Raw genomic sequence first — 14284 nt, 5'->3', positions numbered from 1 at the left:
TTTTACAGATAGTGAAATGTTGTCAGAAAGTATATATACTGTAATTAATGGACAATACTTTGCAATGCGAAATGTTGCAAACTACACATTGGGATATTTTTTATAAAGGGGAATAATATTATTATGAACTTAAACGAAAGATTGAAAGCGTGTCGCGAAAAGAAAGGTTACACACAAACTTTCATCTCTGAGAAACTAGACGTAAACAAAGCAACTTTATCTAGTTATGAATCTGGAAGACGTAAACCTGACTATGGGACATTAACTAAATTAGCAGACATATATGAGGTTTCTGTTGATTATTTATTAGGAAGAGCAATTCATGAGAAGTTAACAGTTAAAGAATCAGAGGAAATCGGTAAAGAAACTAACGAATGGATGAAACTAATCAACCAACTTTCAGAGGAAAACAAAGACTTATTTAAATCGACAATACAAAGCTTTATATCTAAAAATAAAACTCCGTGAGACTTCCAATTGTCTACGGAGTTTTATTTTACTCTTTATCTTTTTCAGAAAGTTCTTTCAATAAATTGCGTAAATGTTCAACATTTACCCCCTCAGTTTTTTCCATCAATAAAACTTGATTGATCATATCTTCCATTTGTTCTTCCCCCTACATCCTCTTTTAGTTATACACATATTGGAAAGTTTTTGACCATTCGGTCATTTACTTTCCACTCCTTATAAAACACGAATGACGCTATCTATATGATAGCGTCATTATTTATTTTCAGCCGCCTCCTGCTCCAGGATCGACCATCATTCTATATTCAATTGGAGTTTTAGATTGTTGTGATGATTCTTTTTCATTATGTATTGGTGTAAAACCTACACAAGCAATAATTGCTGCTGCTATTACTATTTTTATAGCTTTTAACTTCAAATCTTATCACTCCTTTTCATGATTTCATTATATCATTTTAAGCACTCTCTTGATAGCCCGGAATAGAAAAAATCCCCTAATTTTTCAAAATCTGCAATTGATTCTTTGAAATACTTTTGACCACCCGTTGCTAAGCCTTTATAGTATTTTTGAATTGGACTTAACTTTTTGTTTTCTCTTTCTAACTTATCTAACAAGAGTAAAGCTTGTTCTTTACGATCGGTTACTGCATATAAAAACGCCTCTTCAGCTATATCCGTAGGAGTGATATTTTCCAATTCCTTTCTCCAATAAATTTTCAAGAAATTAAGTGTGTTCTCTATAGCTTTTTTTCTAACTATGCATTTTCGATTTGAAGGATTTTCTAATGTTACTATTCCTTGTTCAAAATAATACTTAGCTATACTATAGTCTTCGAAAATATAGGTTTCTCCTAAAATACAATAAGCTAACGCCTTCATGCATTCGTATTTATTTAAAGGTTCATTTATGATTTCAAAACAATATTTTCTAGCTTGTTCTAAATCATTTGCATGATGGCTACTTGTAGCTAACATCTCTTTCGCTCTAAGAGTAAAAGAGGTTTTCAAAGTTCCTTTTTTTATATCCTCAATATACGGAATCAATTGTTTTGTATATTTCATAACCATTTTATGATCATTAAAATTAAGATGTGAATATATTAACGCAAAGTCAGAAATTATCTTTAATTCATTAGTAGATATTTTCTTTGTTTTTCTAAATTCATCAACCGCTCGAAAAAACTCATGTTTGTTTATAAACCCTTCATTGCGCATTGATAATAATTGATATATTTCTGCTATCTTTTTATTCAATCTTGCATTTTTATTGGTATCATTCCGATTTAAAATTTTTGAAATTAAAAACTTTTGCAATTCAAATTCACCATACATATTCAATACTTCAAGTCCCAATCTTTCGTTATTAGGTGACAAATATTCAAAAGACTTCAATAACGATTCTCTTCTAAAGTTAAGATTATTCGGTTCATATAATCTTAATGTTTCGACATAATGCATAAAATCAAATTTATTACTTTGAGAAAAATAACTATTCACTGTAGTGTGACTAACATTAAATAAAGTTGCTAATTTACGATTCGTGTAACCATTAGATTTTAAGTCTTCGTGCATCTTTTTTAATAGCACTTCCATTTTGTCCTCCCTTTGGACAAAAAAGACACGTCACCCCATTTTTTTACATAAAAAGGAGAACGTGTCACTCTCACTCTAAGTTGTGTTATAATAGTTATGTACAAGATCCGCGACAATGTTCCCTAGTCTGGTTAGGGGGCAGTGTAAGAGTGCTGGTAACACTACTTACACCGTGGGTCTTTTTTCACGTCCAGTTATATTTTATTTTCATAATAACACAAATTTCCCAAAATTCGGTCATGCAGTAATCAGACAATTGTTGAGAAAGTCCGAAAAACGCTATATAACAACGTTTCTCGTGTTAAAAGTAATAAAATATGTAATTTTGCATTTCGTGTTTTAGAACCCTATATGCATATATTACCACTAATCACCCCAAAATAGAACACAAGTTCTCATTTTATTCATTAAAAAAGAGCCGTTAGGCTCCTCCTATGTATACTATATACCTGTTCCTGGGTCTAATTCTGCCTTCCAGCCACCAGAATAAATTACTTTATGCCCACCTGGATCCTTTGTGAATTCTCTCATAGTCTTCTTCCCCCTTTATCTAATCGTATTAATATTTTACTATTATTTAACAATGGATGACAATCATATCCTATAACTGAATTTATTCATATATGGTAGAATATATCCATCGCTGATATGTCCAACTATGTAATTTTCATAGCAGCAAAATTACAACTAGACTTATACAACATGATTCAAAACAAAATGAAGGAGTGTTTTAAGTGAAAGGACATATTCGAAAAAGAGGAAATAAGTACTGTATCGTTATTGATATCGGTCCTGATCCAGAGACAGGAAAAAGAAGACAAAAGTGGTTTTCTGGTTATAAAACAAAAAAAGAAGCTGAAAATGATATAGCGAAGAAGATAACGGAGTTGAATGAAGGTACGTTTGTAGAGCCATCTAAGGTTACTTTAAAAGACTATTTGATTCAATGGTTAGAAATTAAAAAGATGAGTGTAGAAAAGAGTAGCTTATCTAGATATCAGTCTAGTATAAACACACATATTATACCTAGTATAGGCATGATTCCACTTCATAAATTAAATGTTATGCACATACAAAAATGCTATCAATCTGGAGTGAATAGTGGCATTGCAAACAACACTATACTCTTTCAACATCGGGTCCTAAGAGCAGCTTTAAATCTAGCTGTAAAACAAAATATTATTTCTAGAAATCCGGCTACTTTAGCTATGATACCCAAAACAGAAAAAAGCTCCATCCAGACTTGGACAGAGAAAGAAGTAAAACAGTTTTTATTACATTCACAAGAATCACGATATCATATTGGATATCTTCTTGCAATAACTACAGGCATGCGTTTGGGAGAAGTTCTAGGGTTACGCTGGCAAGATGTTGATTTCAATAACCATACAGTTACAATTAACCAAACATTAGGTCATGATAATAAAATTAAAGCCAGTGCAAAAAATAATTCTTCAAAGCGAACAATCCCTATCCCTTTAGAGGTAATTGAAGAATTAAAGAAGCGCAAACTTCAAATAAATAAAGATAAATTACGAATCGGTCCAGCCTACCATGATTTAGATTTAATCACTTGTAACAATTTAGGGAAAGTCACAACAAGATCAACTTTTACTAGTCACTTTAATAAGGTAATCGAAAATGCTGGGATTAAGAAAATTAAATTTCATGACACAAGACATACACACGCAACTCTATTATTAAAACAAGGAGTCCATCCAAAAGTTGTGAGTGAACGTTTGGGTCATTCGGATATCTCTTTAACTTTAAGAATCTATTCTCATGTTTTACCAAATATGCAAGAAGATGCGGTGAAAGTATTCGCAAAAAACATATTTTGATGCTAATGTTTGCAAAATGTTTGCAAACCCTTTTAAAAACACTTAAAAACATTGATTTAAAGGGGGTTGTAGGCTCACTTTTGTAAAACGATATGTTCTGTATGAACTGATACATCCTTTACTTTATCTTTTATAAACGCTGGCTGTAAGTTATACGCATCTAACTCTTCTACCGGCACCCACTTAAATATATATTTTCTACCTGCTTCTTCAAGAATATATTGATCCGCCCCATTTGCAGGTAATTCATGCAGCTCTACTTCATAATAAAAACTAATCTCATGGAACTTTCGCTCAGAAAGGGTGAAGAAATTTTCTACTGACCATATTAATCTCTTCACTTTAATAGGAACACCCACTTCTTCTGTAAGCTCTCGTTTTAATGCATCTTCACTATTTTCTAACATTTTCACTCGTCCGCCTGGTACGTACCAATACTCTTCACCTTCATCTTGAAGGATGAGTATTTTATTATCGTGTTTACAAATTGCTCCGACTCGGTAATTAAAACATGTTTCCTCTACTTTAAACGTAAGATCCACAACAAACCCCTCCAATGTATGATTACAAAACTATTATGTATGTGCTGTACAAATAAGATTACTAAATTTTTCTATTTCATTCAATAATTTTCGAACTTTCCGAAAACTACACTTACCTTTTTGTCATTACAGGTATTTATACATATGTTACAATCACAATGCATACTAGAAAAGCAATATGGGGGTACGAATGGAAACGTTATTAATCCAGCAAACTGAGAAATCAAATAAGTTTTGGAAAATCGTTGTGAAAGATAGAGACTACGTTGTGTTTTACGGAAAAATTGGCACAGCTGGTAGTGTGAAAGCGAAAGAGTTTGAAACAGAAGAAGAATGCATAAAAGAAGCTAACAAACTAATCGCTTCCAAACGAAAAAAAGGATATACCGACCCTATTCTAGGGGAAGATTACATAAAAGAAAAAACGATAACAGAAGAAGAATTTTGGGAACTACTCGCTCGTGCAAAATCGAAAGGCGAAGACCAAGAAGAACAAATAGAATGGCTCACTTCTCACCTTGCTAAACGTACAGTACATGAAATTGTAGCTTTTGACACACATATGCATCGTACTTTAAAAGCTTCCTATACGTCTCACTTATGGGCGGCTGCTTGTATAATTATGGGCGGTTGTTCGGATGATAGTTTTGATTACTTCCGCGGGTGGTTATTATATCAAGGAAAAGAAACATACGAAGTGTGTATTGAAGATCCAGAACGGTTAATTCCTGTATTAGAAAATTTGAGCGAGTATGATGTTCCAGAAATAGAAGAACTTACACTATATTTCGGACAAGAAGTATATATGGAGAAGACTGGGGATGAAGATGATACATACTTTACACTATACCATGTCTTATCAAATGAAGAATTTGAGGAAGTTGATATCGAGTTAGACTGGGATGAAGATGACGAAGTAGGTTTGAAAAAGATGTTTCCTAAGCTATGGGAAATGTACGGGGAAGAACCGATTGAGTGGTAGATGAATATTAGGACTCTGTTTAACCAATAGACAGAGTCCTTTTTTCATAAGATTCCTATTTAAGCTCTCTTTATTTCATACCACTTATCTAACAGCACCTTTTCTCTTTCAATTGAAATACCTGCCTTAAATTCCCTACCTTTCATTTCTCTCATCCACTCATACACGTCTTTAACAGTATCTTCTAACCTTCTAAAAGTAAGACCCTCTTTAACTGCGCTCTCTATATTAATAGAAAATCCACCTTTCCACGGCTTCGTTTCACCTTCTAATGCAAAAGTTTCGGGAAGCCATAATGGCATCTCTGTCCATGGCTGTACTTTATATTCATTTATAAATGATTCATCTACCCAAACGAATTCAGCATCACTATTCGTTACCTTTTTACACGTATTTAATAATTCTTCCATCGTCAATTCATAATTCGGACCCGTTACATTAAATGTACCCGTTTTATTGTTTTCTGCCATGTTTAGTCCAAAGCTTACGACGTCTTTTATATCAACGAACTGCACTGGACGGTCTTTTCTTCCTGGAACTAACACTTTTCCTCCCTTTTCTACACGCCCAATCCAGTATGGAAGCCGATCTGTATAATCAAACATTCCTGAAAGAAGTCCTGCTCTTACATGTAAAACACGACCCGGCCAATAATTCTCTGCTTCTTTTTCACATAATACTTTAAGCGCACCGTAATACTCATAAGGAGATATTTCACCATTCTCTACAGCTTTTACCTTATCACTTGGTGGTTCAGGTAGTAATTTATAATCTTCTTTTATGTGATGCGGGATCCAATCTTTATATACGGAAAGGCTTGAGATGAATGTATAGTGCTTTATATTATCTTTAAGTACTTCTCCTACATTCCTAATGTGATGAGGAGAAAATCCACATGTATCTATGACCATATCCCATTTTCGATTTTCTAAACTTGAAACATCATCATCTCTATCACCGATTAGCTGCTCTACTTCAGGAAAAATCTCATTATTTGTTCCGCGATTAAATAATGTAACTTCATGCCCTCTTTTTAAAGCCTCTTCTACGAAAGCTCTTCCTAAAAAACGTGTACCACCTAGAATTAAAATCTTCATGTTTCTCCCCCATTCATGATTGAAAATCCTTTCTTTTGTTAAACGATTTTTTGCTCTGAAAAGTTACGGGTGGGATGTAGCTTTTTACTACAATTTTAATTCTATAAAATAAAAAGAAACCATTTTGAAAAGTTAATCATCATGGTTTCTTAAATAATAAATAATTATTAACTCTCATTCTTTAACTCCGCACAACTTCCCCATCAACTAACTCAATTATTCTATTACACTGATTCGCTACTTTCATATCATGCGTTACAATAATAATCGTTCTTCCTTCTTCATTTAGTTGTAATAGCAGATTCATAATTTCTTCTCCGGTTTTCCTATCTAAATTCCCAGTCGGTTCATCAGCCAAAATTATTTCTGGTTCGCCCACTAACGCTCTTGCGATAGCTACCCGCTGTTGTTGTCCGCCTGATAGCTCGTCCGGTGTTTTATACAAATGTTCTTTTAAACCTACTTTTTCTAAATAGAACTTCGCCTTATTTTCTCTTTCACGTTGCTTTAGCTTTCTATATGTGAGTGGTAGTGCTACATTATCTATGTACAGTATGTTCTTTTAACAATGCAAAATATTGAAATATAAATCCAATCATTTCATTTCTTGTTTTATGAACTTTATTTGCTCTAATTTCAGTTAATGTTTTTTCATTTAACGTATATTCACCCTCATTTGGCAAATCAATTAACCCTATAACATTTAATAGCGTACTTTTCCCCGATCCTGATCGACCCATTATCGCTATAATTTCGCCCTTATTTATCGTTAAGTTTATACCGTTTAACGCGAACGTATTATGGTTTTTGTTACTATACACCTTCTTAATGTCTTTCAATTCAATTAAACTCATTATTCCATCCCACCTATTAATGTTTTCGGTTCAAGCTTTCTAATAAATAAGAAGACAATTACATTTGAGACAATGATGATCAATAATAAGAATAGAAATACTAAAAATAATATAGGCATATCCAATTTAAAGTCTAATACCGTTGCTGTTTTTAAATCCTTCGACATTTGCAATAGAGCCCCATATCTCCATGAAAAGTAAACTAGTGACATTCCTAAGCCAACTATTGCTACAATAATGTTTTCTAAAACAATTTGAATAAACATTCCAAATTTACTTTCGCCAAAAACTAATTTTATACCAAATTCCCTCTTTCTCATCATGATAGAAATAATAGTCGTTACTACAATTCCGACGATTGAGAATAAAATAAATAAGATTCCGACTATAAGTTGAGGTATTTCAGAATAGCTATCAAGAGTAACCCCTTCATTTATTTCTTCACCTAAACTTTTTAAATAAAACGTACCATCGTTTCCTTTAAGTTGAATTGATTCTTCTAGTTTCTTTATATCTGCACCTTTTTGTAAATATAAAACTGTACTTTGATGTAGTCTTAAAAACATCGCTTCATATTTTTCATATCTATTAGATGACATAGGCATTATCATTGCGTAATCCAACTTCAAATATGTGTTCGTCGTATTATTATTTACGATAAATTTATTTTCTGGCAAAAAGCCTGTAATTGTATATTGATTATTAATTGTATCCCCAACTTGAAAATATTTCTTAAAGTAAGAACCCATTAAAACCTTTGTTTTCTCTTCACTGTTTTTTTGAAAATCTTCATGTAAGAAGCCTTCTTCAAATTTCAAAGGTAAATGTAACAATTTGTAGTAATTTTCATCTACAAAAATTGTTTTAATAGTAGGTCTGTCATCGTGAAACGTTTTATGTTTCAAATCAGTAATCATACTGGTTTGAAGTGGTCTATTACTTGACTCTATTTCAATAACTCTCTGCTCGTATGTACCATACGAAATCACATCTTTATTTTGTTGAATCGTTTTATAAACTTCTTGAATTTGTTCTTTATTAAATTTTTTGCTTTGTAACCTATCTGCCGTCGTTTCAAAATTAATTAAATATGTTTTATCCACATTTAATACTGAGCTGGATTTATCGTTTAGATGGTGTAAGTTATAAAATACATTAATTGAACTCGTTATAGTTGCTAATCCAAATGTAATCTGTATTAGAAGAAGTACCGAAAATAGAAATCTCTTTTTTAATGCTAGGAACGCACTTTTTATTCTCATCATTTTTACTCCTTTAATGCTTTAGCAGGTTCACTTTTAAGCACATATACAATTGGTATTACAGAGAGGATAAAAGCTATAGTAAGTGAAAGAAATACACACATTACAATATGAGTAGACTGTAAACTAATGCTATAACTTGTAAACTCTAAAATATTTTCACTCAAAGTTTTAAAAATCCATTGTATGCATATTGCACAGGCTGATGCAGTAATTGCACATAAAAATAATTGACTAAATATAAAAATAAAAAGATTTACATTACTTGCTCCCAAAGCCTTCCTTAACGACAGGCTCTTTTTCTTCGTATAAATCCAAAAATAACTTACAATTATACTGGTAATTAAAGCTATACAAAAAATTCTATATGGAAAACTGAGTAACTCTTCTACGGCTTCACTAGAGTTTTTTTCCTTCTCATAGTTCTCTTTTTCACTAATCACTTTGGCATTTATATCTTTATTGTTCTGTTTCATATGCTGTATGAAAGTTTCTATCTCTTCTTTAGGGTTTTCGTTAGAACGAACGATCATTTGGAATGTCTTTTCATTTTGTATCTTTTGTTTCACTTCATCTGGCATGTCATGTAAAGAGACATAAATTTTCATATTATACTCATATTCGGTATTTACTCCTGCTACGCCTTTAACTGTATATTCCTTATTAAATAGTTTTATTGTTTCCGTATTTTTATAAATTTTCTTCCCCACTATTACACTATTTTCTTCATGTTGTTCCATCTGAGAACCTTTTAGCAATGGTGGAGACCAATTTTTATTAAGGAGACCATTCATTGTTATCCGCTCGATATCTGGAATAGTAATACGAATATCATTTGTAATAACGCTAGCATTTTTAAAATCAGATTCTACTAACGTCTGAAATTGTTTGAAATTGAATTCCCCCATATTAGTAAGTTGAACGGAATAGTAATAATTAAAATAACCATTTTTACTATCATAAAATCTCTCATCATAATAATCTTTCGTCGACATTGCGATAAGTATCGGCCATATTGTCAATACAAACGCAATAAATAACATAATGAATATCGCTTTGTTCACCACTATTTCTTTTAATACTAGATTCATATATCCTCCTTATTTTAAAAACCGTGAAAAAAGTATATATCCTTTTTCACGGTTTTTGTTGATTTTTATTTAATTACCATTTCCTTATAGGCGAACGCACTATCATCCTCTACGACTGACCATTCATGAGTCGAATAACCACCATTCACTTTCCCTTTGGATGAAACTTCAACATCTATACGATCTGTAATTCGTGCATCATCCACTTCTTCTTTTCTAAAAGAGCCATCACTAAATTTAGCTGTTACAATCATTTTGTACATAAGAGGTTCATTTGATTTTGCAGTGTAGGCAGTTGCCTTAGCTTTCGAACCGGATCCTGACCACCTTGCACTATTATCCCAACTAATCGAAGCAAATGAAACTGAAGAAACCATACCTAATAAAGAAGCAGTTAGTCCTGTAACAGCTAAAGTTTTTTGAAGTAAGCTTTTCATATCTCCTTAATTTCCCTTTTTAAAATATTCACTTAAATATTTAAGTATTTTTAGGCCTTGTCCTCATTATACATAAAGAAAATAATGAAATATCGAAAAATCCCAATATTTACATTCATTCACACAGAACTTACATTCCCGCGAACTTTCCGTCATTAAACAAAAAGTTAGTATTAAATTCCAAAACCCATCCCCCGGCATTTGGAATAACCTCAGAAGCAATCATCCTCACAGTTCTTTCTCTGGTACGCAGCAAATCACATTCCCACCATCGCTCATTTCACAATATGAATAAACACCCTCTTCTTCTCGTAACCAACATAAGTAAATAAGTAACAATGTTGATTTTGGATCATTTCTGTCGATTCTTTTATCCATGATTTTGATAGAATTTCTTTTCCTTCACTCATCGTATTGGGAAGTTCCCCTTACACTGTTTACGATATGATAAAGCACACGCAGGACTTTAGACGCGGGATAGAAGTATCGTTGTTTTGTAGCAAAACATGGTTTACTTTATTCATAGTCATACAAAATACGTACAAACATTTACGAACCAATAAAGATAGCTATTTAAATATTAGTGTTAATTTATAATGTAAAAATTCTTATAAAAAGGAATGCTCCTGCCAAATTGACAGGAGCATTATTTTTTCAAAACTTATTTACTTATATACATTTGAATTAAAATTAATATGAAGTCCAGCCGCCGTCTACAGAAATCACTTGTCCGTTTACGAAACTAGCTTCATCTGAACCTAAGAAGATAGCCAGTTGTGCAACTTCTTCTGGTTGTCCAGCACGTGGATTAATTGCCATACCTAATGCTTGGCGGCTCGCACCAAATTCACTCACATTTGTCATTGTAGAAGCAATGTTTGTTATGACTGCTCCAGGAGCGATACCGTTACAACGGATGTTGTTGTTCGCATACATAAAGGCAGTGTTTTTTGTTAGGCCAACGACTGCATGTTTAGATGCTGTGTAAACAGCACCAGCACGTGCACCGTATAATCCACCTGCAGAAATATTATTGACGATCGTACCGTGTCCTTGTTCCAAGAATAGATTCACTGCAATACGCATTGTTTTCATTACAGATACTGTATTCACAGAGAAAACCTTCTCCCAGCGTTCGTCTGAAACTTCACCAACAGGCTCCATTCCATCCATGATACCTGCATTATTAACAAGAATATCTAATTTCCCGTAAGCTTGTTTTGTTTCATCGAAAAGACGTTGAATATCTTGATCAGAGGTAACGTTTGTTTGAACAGCAATGGCCTCTGCACCTGTAGCTTTAATTACTTGTACTACATGTTGAGCCCCTTCTAAGTTTAAATCTGATACAACGACTTTTGCTCCTTCTTTTGCATAACCTTCTGCAATTGCTTTCCCCATGCCTGACGCAGCACCAGTGACAATTGCTACTTTATCTTTTAATCTCATTTGAATCGGCCCCCTTTGTCTTTTATTGTACAGTTGTTCAATAAAGATTATAATAATATAAAAGAGCGCTTACAATGAGCAAAAAAGTGATAAATGTTCAATAATTAACACATCGTAAGAAATGTGTTCAATAAGAGGTGAAAAAAATGATGCGTACAGATATGCGTATTGTGAAAACAAAAGAGGCGTTACATAACGCATTGCTAGAATTATTAAACGAAAAAACTTTAGAAGTCATCTCTATCTCGGAAATTTGCAGAAAAGCCAAAATAAATCGTGGTACATTTTACTTACATTATAAACAAGTGGAAGATTTATTTGGGGAGTATTTTAAAGAAATTACAGCAGATTTGACACGTTCTTATCAAGAACCTTATCGCTACGTATCAGTATTGAAAACTAGTAAATTAGATCCTTCTACAATTCGGATTTTTCATCATATCGAAAAATATAAAACTTTCTATAGAATTGTTTTTTCCAAAAAGGTTCCTTTAATGTACTATTATTTATTTTTTGAGGAAATAAAGCATTTATTATTTCAAGATAAAGGGTCTTTGCTTAAAGAAGGAGTGAATGATTCACTTTATTGTTCCTACCAAGCGAATGCAATTATTGGCATCATTATTGAGTGGTATCAAAATGATTTTTCTTATAGTACCAGTTATTTAAATGATCAACTTGTTCAAATTTTAAATATGGAAGTAGACGGTTAACACTTTATATATACTTAGGTAGGTGAACAATATTAATAGAAACATAGTTTATCATTCAACATTATGTATTTATTGTCTCACATCGCTTGTATATATCATCTTACTGAACATAGAAAATAGTCGTAATTATTTAGGGTTTACGATGGTTGTTCCGTTGTTAGCCGTTATTTTATATCAAAAAGTATATAAGAAACAAGAAATTTTCCATACATTTGGCATTTCACGTCCAACATTAAAATCACTAATTTTCCCTATTTTATTCCCACTACTTCTAGGTCTATGTCTCCATTTTTATTTTTATATTTATAATATAAAGTTCTTATTTAATCACTGCAATGAATTGGGATTTCTCATACTCATTGGTCTTACAATTGCAGCTTTGTCTGCATTTTTAGAGGAAATTATTTGGCGCGGGAATCTTCATTACTATTTACGAAAAAAATATTCATTAATACAAACTGCAATAATTACAGCTTCACTTTGGTCTTTATGGCATTTACCAGTAGCACTCTTTTATAAAAACTATGAGTTATGGTTTGTAGGAATATTAAGTTATCTATCGTTATTATTTATATTATCTATAATTTTGACGTATACGAGAGAGTATAGCCGTTCTGTGATAACACCTGCAATTTTACATGGTATGTTTAATGTATTTTATTTAACAAATGGAGTAGAAACAAAATGGGATATTAGCCTAATGGAATTAATTAAATTTATCTTGCTGGTAATTGTGTTTGGCATGATGTACCTTATACATCGAAAAGTTAAAGAATAATTTACAATAACAGAAAAAGGTGTTTCAGCTCGCAGTTTAATGTACCTTAATTAACTCATAAATACTTCAACACCTATTCAATAATCGTATAGGTGTTGAAGTTTCCTAATCTTAATTGAACGCCTCCGTTCTCACAGCACTTATTTCAATCATGGAGAATATAACAAGTATAACTAAACCTTTCATTTTCATTTTCATAAAAATACACATCTTAATCTTTTAAATAAGGAAGTATGCAGTCTTTAATTAACTTCCATCTATCTCCCACATTCGCCATAATTTCAGAAGAAATCACCACCACCAATTCCTTCTCCGGAATACAACAAATCATATTCCCACCATCGCCCATTGCACAGTATGAAAAGATTCCATCCTCTTCTCGTAACCACCATAAGTAACCATATTGATTTTGGTTCATTTTTGTCGATTCTTTTATCCATGATTTTGATAGTATTTGTTTTCCATTATGAATACCTTCATTCAAATACAGCTGTCCAAACTTTTCCATATCTCTAACCGTTAACGTCAGTCCCCAGCCACCCGTCGAAATACCATTTGGATCGTGAACCCATCCTTTTACATCTTTTCCGAATAAATCATCGAATCCAAATACTTTCATATTGTAGTTTGGAATTTCTCTCATGCCGAGTGGTTGAAATAAGTACTCATTCGCAAACTCACGCGCACTTTTGCCTGTTGCGTTCGTTATAATCGCTGATAGTATATGAGCTCCTGCAGATGAGTATTTAAAAGATCCGATTTCTCCACTATCCCCCATTCTATTAAGTGTATACTGTACCCAATCCTCTTGTGTACATAGTTCTTCTAACGGTTCCTGCCAGTCTACAAAAGGATGTGGAGCCGTCATCGTAAGAAGATGTCGTACTGTTATTTCAGATGAATTAACGTTATATTCCGGGAAAAATTCTATTACTCTTTGATCAACACTTTTTATATACCCTTTATCTACACATAGTCCAATTAACGCAGAGATTATCGTTTTGGTGACCGATGCCACATGAAATGTATCATCTGGCCCGTGTCCGTTATAATATTTTTCAAAAATAACATTACCTTTCTGTACTACTAACATACCATTAATATTTTTATATTCTTTTTTTATAATCTGATCTAACTTTTCAGCAGTTTTCATTATTCCTTCCCCTTTAACCTATGA

Annotated in this window: 14 protein-coding genes and 2 pseudogenes; 5 read left to right on the top strand and 11 right to left on the bottom strand. The window is 32.5% G+C overall.

What is annotated here, in order from left to right:
* Window positions 1-123: 123 nt before the first annotated feature.
* Entirely contained in the window at window positions 124-468 is a 345-nt protein-coding gene (locus ABH955_RS03045) for a helix-turn-helix domain-containing protein (protein ID WP_147740480.1), read from the top strand.
* 265 nt (window positions 469-733) lie between these two features.
* Here the strand turns inward: ABH955_RS03045 and ABH955_RS03040 are convergent, their stop codons facing one another.
* Entirely contained in the window at window positions 734-886 is a 153-nt protein-coding gene (locus tag ABH955_RS03040) for a hypothetical protein (RefSeq protein WP_179957919.1), read from the bottom strand.
* A gap of 32 nt (window positions 887-918) precedes the next feature.
* Entirely contained in the window at window positions 919-2061 is a 1143-nt protein-coding gene (locus tag ABH955_RS03035) for an AimR family lysis-lysogeny pheromone receptor (RefSeq protein ID WP_404490844.1), read from the bottom strand.
* Between the two features lie 734 nt (window positions 2062-2795).
* Here ABH955_RS03035 and ABH955_RS03030 point away from each other — a divergent pair.
* Window positions 2796-3902, top strand: a complete 1107-nt coding sequence (locus ABH955_RS03030) for a site-specific integrase (protein WP_404490843.1) — start codon at window positions 2796-2798, stop codon at window positions 3900-3902.
* 74 nt (window positions 3903-3976) lie between these two features.
* Here ABH955_RS03030 and ABH955_RS03025 read toward each other — a convergent pair whose 3' ends face one another.
* Complete coding sequence (locus tag ABH955_RS03025; RefSeq protein WP_404447254.1) at window positions 3977-4444, bottom strand: NUDIX hydrolase; 468 nt, start codon at window positions 4442-4444, stop codon at window positions 3977-3979.
* Window positions 4445-4634: 190 nt separating this feature from the next.
* Here ABH955_RS03025 and ABH955_RS03020 point away from each other — a divergent pair, with 190 nt between their 5' ends.
* Window positions 4635-5426, top strand: coding sequence for a DUF4240 domain-containing protein (locus ABH955_RS03020; protein ID WP_404453300.1), 792 nt, complete (start codon window positions 4635-4637; stop codon window positions 5424-5426).
* Window positions 5427-5485: 59 nt separating this feature from the next.
* Here the strand turns inward: ABH955_RS03020 and ABH955_RS03015 are convergent, their stop codons facing one another.
* From ABH955_RS03015 to ABH955_RS02985, 7 genes and pseudogenes are all read right to left on the bottom strand, one after another.
* The gene (locus ABH955_RS03015; RefSeq protein ID WP_404490842.1) at window positions 5486-6523 is read right to left on the bottom strand and encodes an SDR family oxidoreductase; all 1038 of its coding nucleotides are present in this window, start codon (window positions 6521-6523) and stop codon (window positions 5486-5488) included.
* A gap of 181 nt (window positions 6524-6704) precedes the next feature.
* A pseudogene (locus ABH955_RS03010) lies at window positions 6705-7377 on the bottom strand (ABC transporter ATP-binding protein).
* Window positions 7377-8642 carry an ABC transporter permease gene (locus tag ABH955_RS03005; RefSeq protein WP_404447266.1) on the bottom strand — a complete coding sequence of 422 codons (1266 nt, stop codon included), beginning with the start codon at window positions 8640-8642 and terminating at the stop codon, window positions 7377-7379. The pseudogene ABH955_RS03010 and the gene ABH955_RS03005 overlap by 1 nt, the downstream one beginning before the upstream one ends.
* 2 nt (window positions 8643-8644) lie before the next feature.
* Entirely contained in the window at window positions 8645-9730 is a 1086-nt protein-coding gene (locus tag ABH955_RS03000; RefSeq protein ID WP_404490841.1) for an FtsX-like permease family protein, read from the bottom strand.
* A gap of 65 nt (window positions 9731-9795) precedes the next feature.
* Window positions 9796-10167 carry a hypothetical protein gene (locus ABH955_RS02995; protein ID WP_404447272.1) on the bottom strand — a complete coding sequence of 124 codons (372 nt, stop codon included), beginning with the start codon at window positions 10165-10167 and terminating at the stop codon, window positions 9796-9798.
* A gap of 130 nt (window positions 10168-10297) precedes the next feature.
* Window positions 10298-10568: pseudogene (locus tag ABH955_RS02990) on the bottom strand (hypothetical protein); the annotation flags it as partial.
* Window positions 10569-10857: 289 nt separating this feature from the next.
* Window positions 10858-11616: an SDR family oxidoreductase gene (locus ABH955_RS02985; RefSeq protein ID WP_159146809.1), complete on the bottom strand. Its 759-nt coding sequence runs from the start codon at window positions 11614-11616 to the stop codon at window positions 10858-10860.
* A 146-nt stretch (window positions 11617-11762) separates the two neighbouring features.
* On the opposite strand from ABH955_RS02985, the gene ABH955_RS02980 reads away from it, so the two are divergent.
* On the top strand, window positions 11763-12329 hold the full coding sequence (locus tag ABH955_RS02980) for a TetR/AcrR family transcriptional regulator (protein ID WP_159146810.1): 567 nt from the start codon (window positions 11763-11765) through the stop codon (window positions 12327-12329).
* A 22-nt stretch (window positions 12330-12351) separates the two neighbouring features.
* The gene (locus tag ABH955_RS02975; protein WP_159146811.1) at window positions 12352-13107 is read left to right on the top strand and encodes a CPBP family intramembrane glutamic endopeptidase; all 756 of its coding nucleotides are present in this window, start codon (window positions 12352-12354) and stop codon (window positions 13105-13107) included.
* Window positions 13108-13318: 211 nt separating this feature from the next.
* Here the strand turns inward: ABH955_RS02975 and ABH955_RS02970 are convergent, their stop codons facing one another.
* A complete protein-coding gene (locus ABH955_RS02970; protein WP_404490840.1) occupies window positions 13319-14260 on the bottom strand; it encodes a serine hydrolase domain-containing protein in 942 nt (313 codons plus the stop codon).
* Window positions 14261-14284 lie beyond the last annotated feature (24 nt).

Source organism: Bacillus sp. RC240, assembly GCF_044907945.1.
Classification (GTDB): domain Bacteria; phylum Bacillota; class Bacilli; order Bacillales; family Bacillaceae_G; genus Bacillus_A; species Bacillus_A mycoides.
This window is presented reverse-complemented; position numbering and strand designations above follow the sequence as displayed.

What these genes read in the sequence shown, in the direction of transcription:
- ABH955_RS03045 (WP_147740480.1), top strand. Translation starts at nt 124, where the DNA reads ATGAACTTAAACGAAAGATTGAAAGCGTGTCGCGAAAAGAAAGGTTAC.
- ABH955_RS03035 (WP_404490844.1), bottom strand. Translation starts at nt 2,061, where the DNA reads ATGGAAGTGCTATTAAAAAAGATGCACGAAGACTTAAAATCTAATGGT.
- ABH955_RS03020 (WP_404453300.1), top strand. Translation starts at nt 4,635, where the DNA reads ATGGAAACGTTATTAATCCAGCAAACTGAGAAATCAAATAAGTTTTGG.
- ABH955_RS03015 (WP_404490842.1), bottom strand. Translation starts at nt 6,523, where the DNA reads ATGAAGATTTTAATTCTAGGTGGTACACGTTTTTTAGGAAGAGCTTTC.
- ABH955_RS03005 (WP_404447266.1), bottom strand. Translation starts at nt 8,642, where the DNA reads ATGATGAGAATAAAAAGTGCGTTCCTAGCATTAAAAAAGAGATTTCTA.
- ABH955_RS03000 (WP_404490841.1), bottom strand. Translation starts at nt 9,730, where the DNA reads ATGAATCTAGTATTAAAAGAAATAGTGGTGAACAAAGCGATATTCATT.
- ABH955_RS02995 (WP_404447272.1), bottom strand. Translation starts at nt 10,167, where the DNA reads ATGAAAAGCTTACTTCAAAAAACTTTAGCTGTTACAGGACTAACTGCT.
- ABH955_RS02985 (WP_159146809.1), bottom strand. Translation starts at nt 11,616, where the DNA reads ATGAGATTAAAAGATAAAGTAGCAATTGTCACTGGTGCTGCGTCAGGC.
- ABH955_RS02980 (WP_159146810.1), top strand. Translation starts at nt 11,763, where the DNA reads ATGATGCGTACAGATATGCGTATTGTGAAAACAAAAGAGGCGTTACAT.
- ABH955_RS02970 (WP_404490840.1), bottom strand. Translation starts at nt 14,260, where the DNA reads ATGAAAACTGCTGAAAAGTTAGATCAGATTATAAAAAAAGAATATAAA.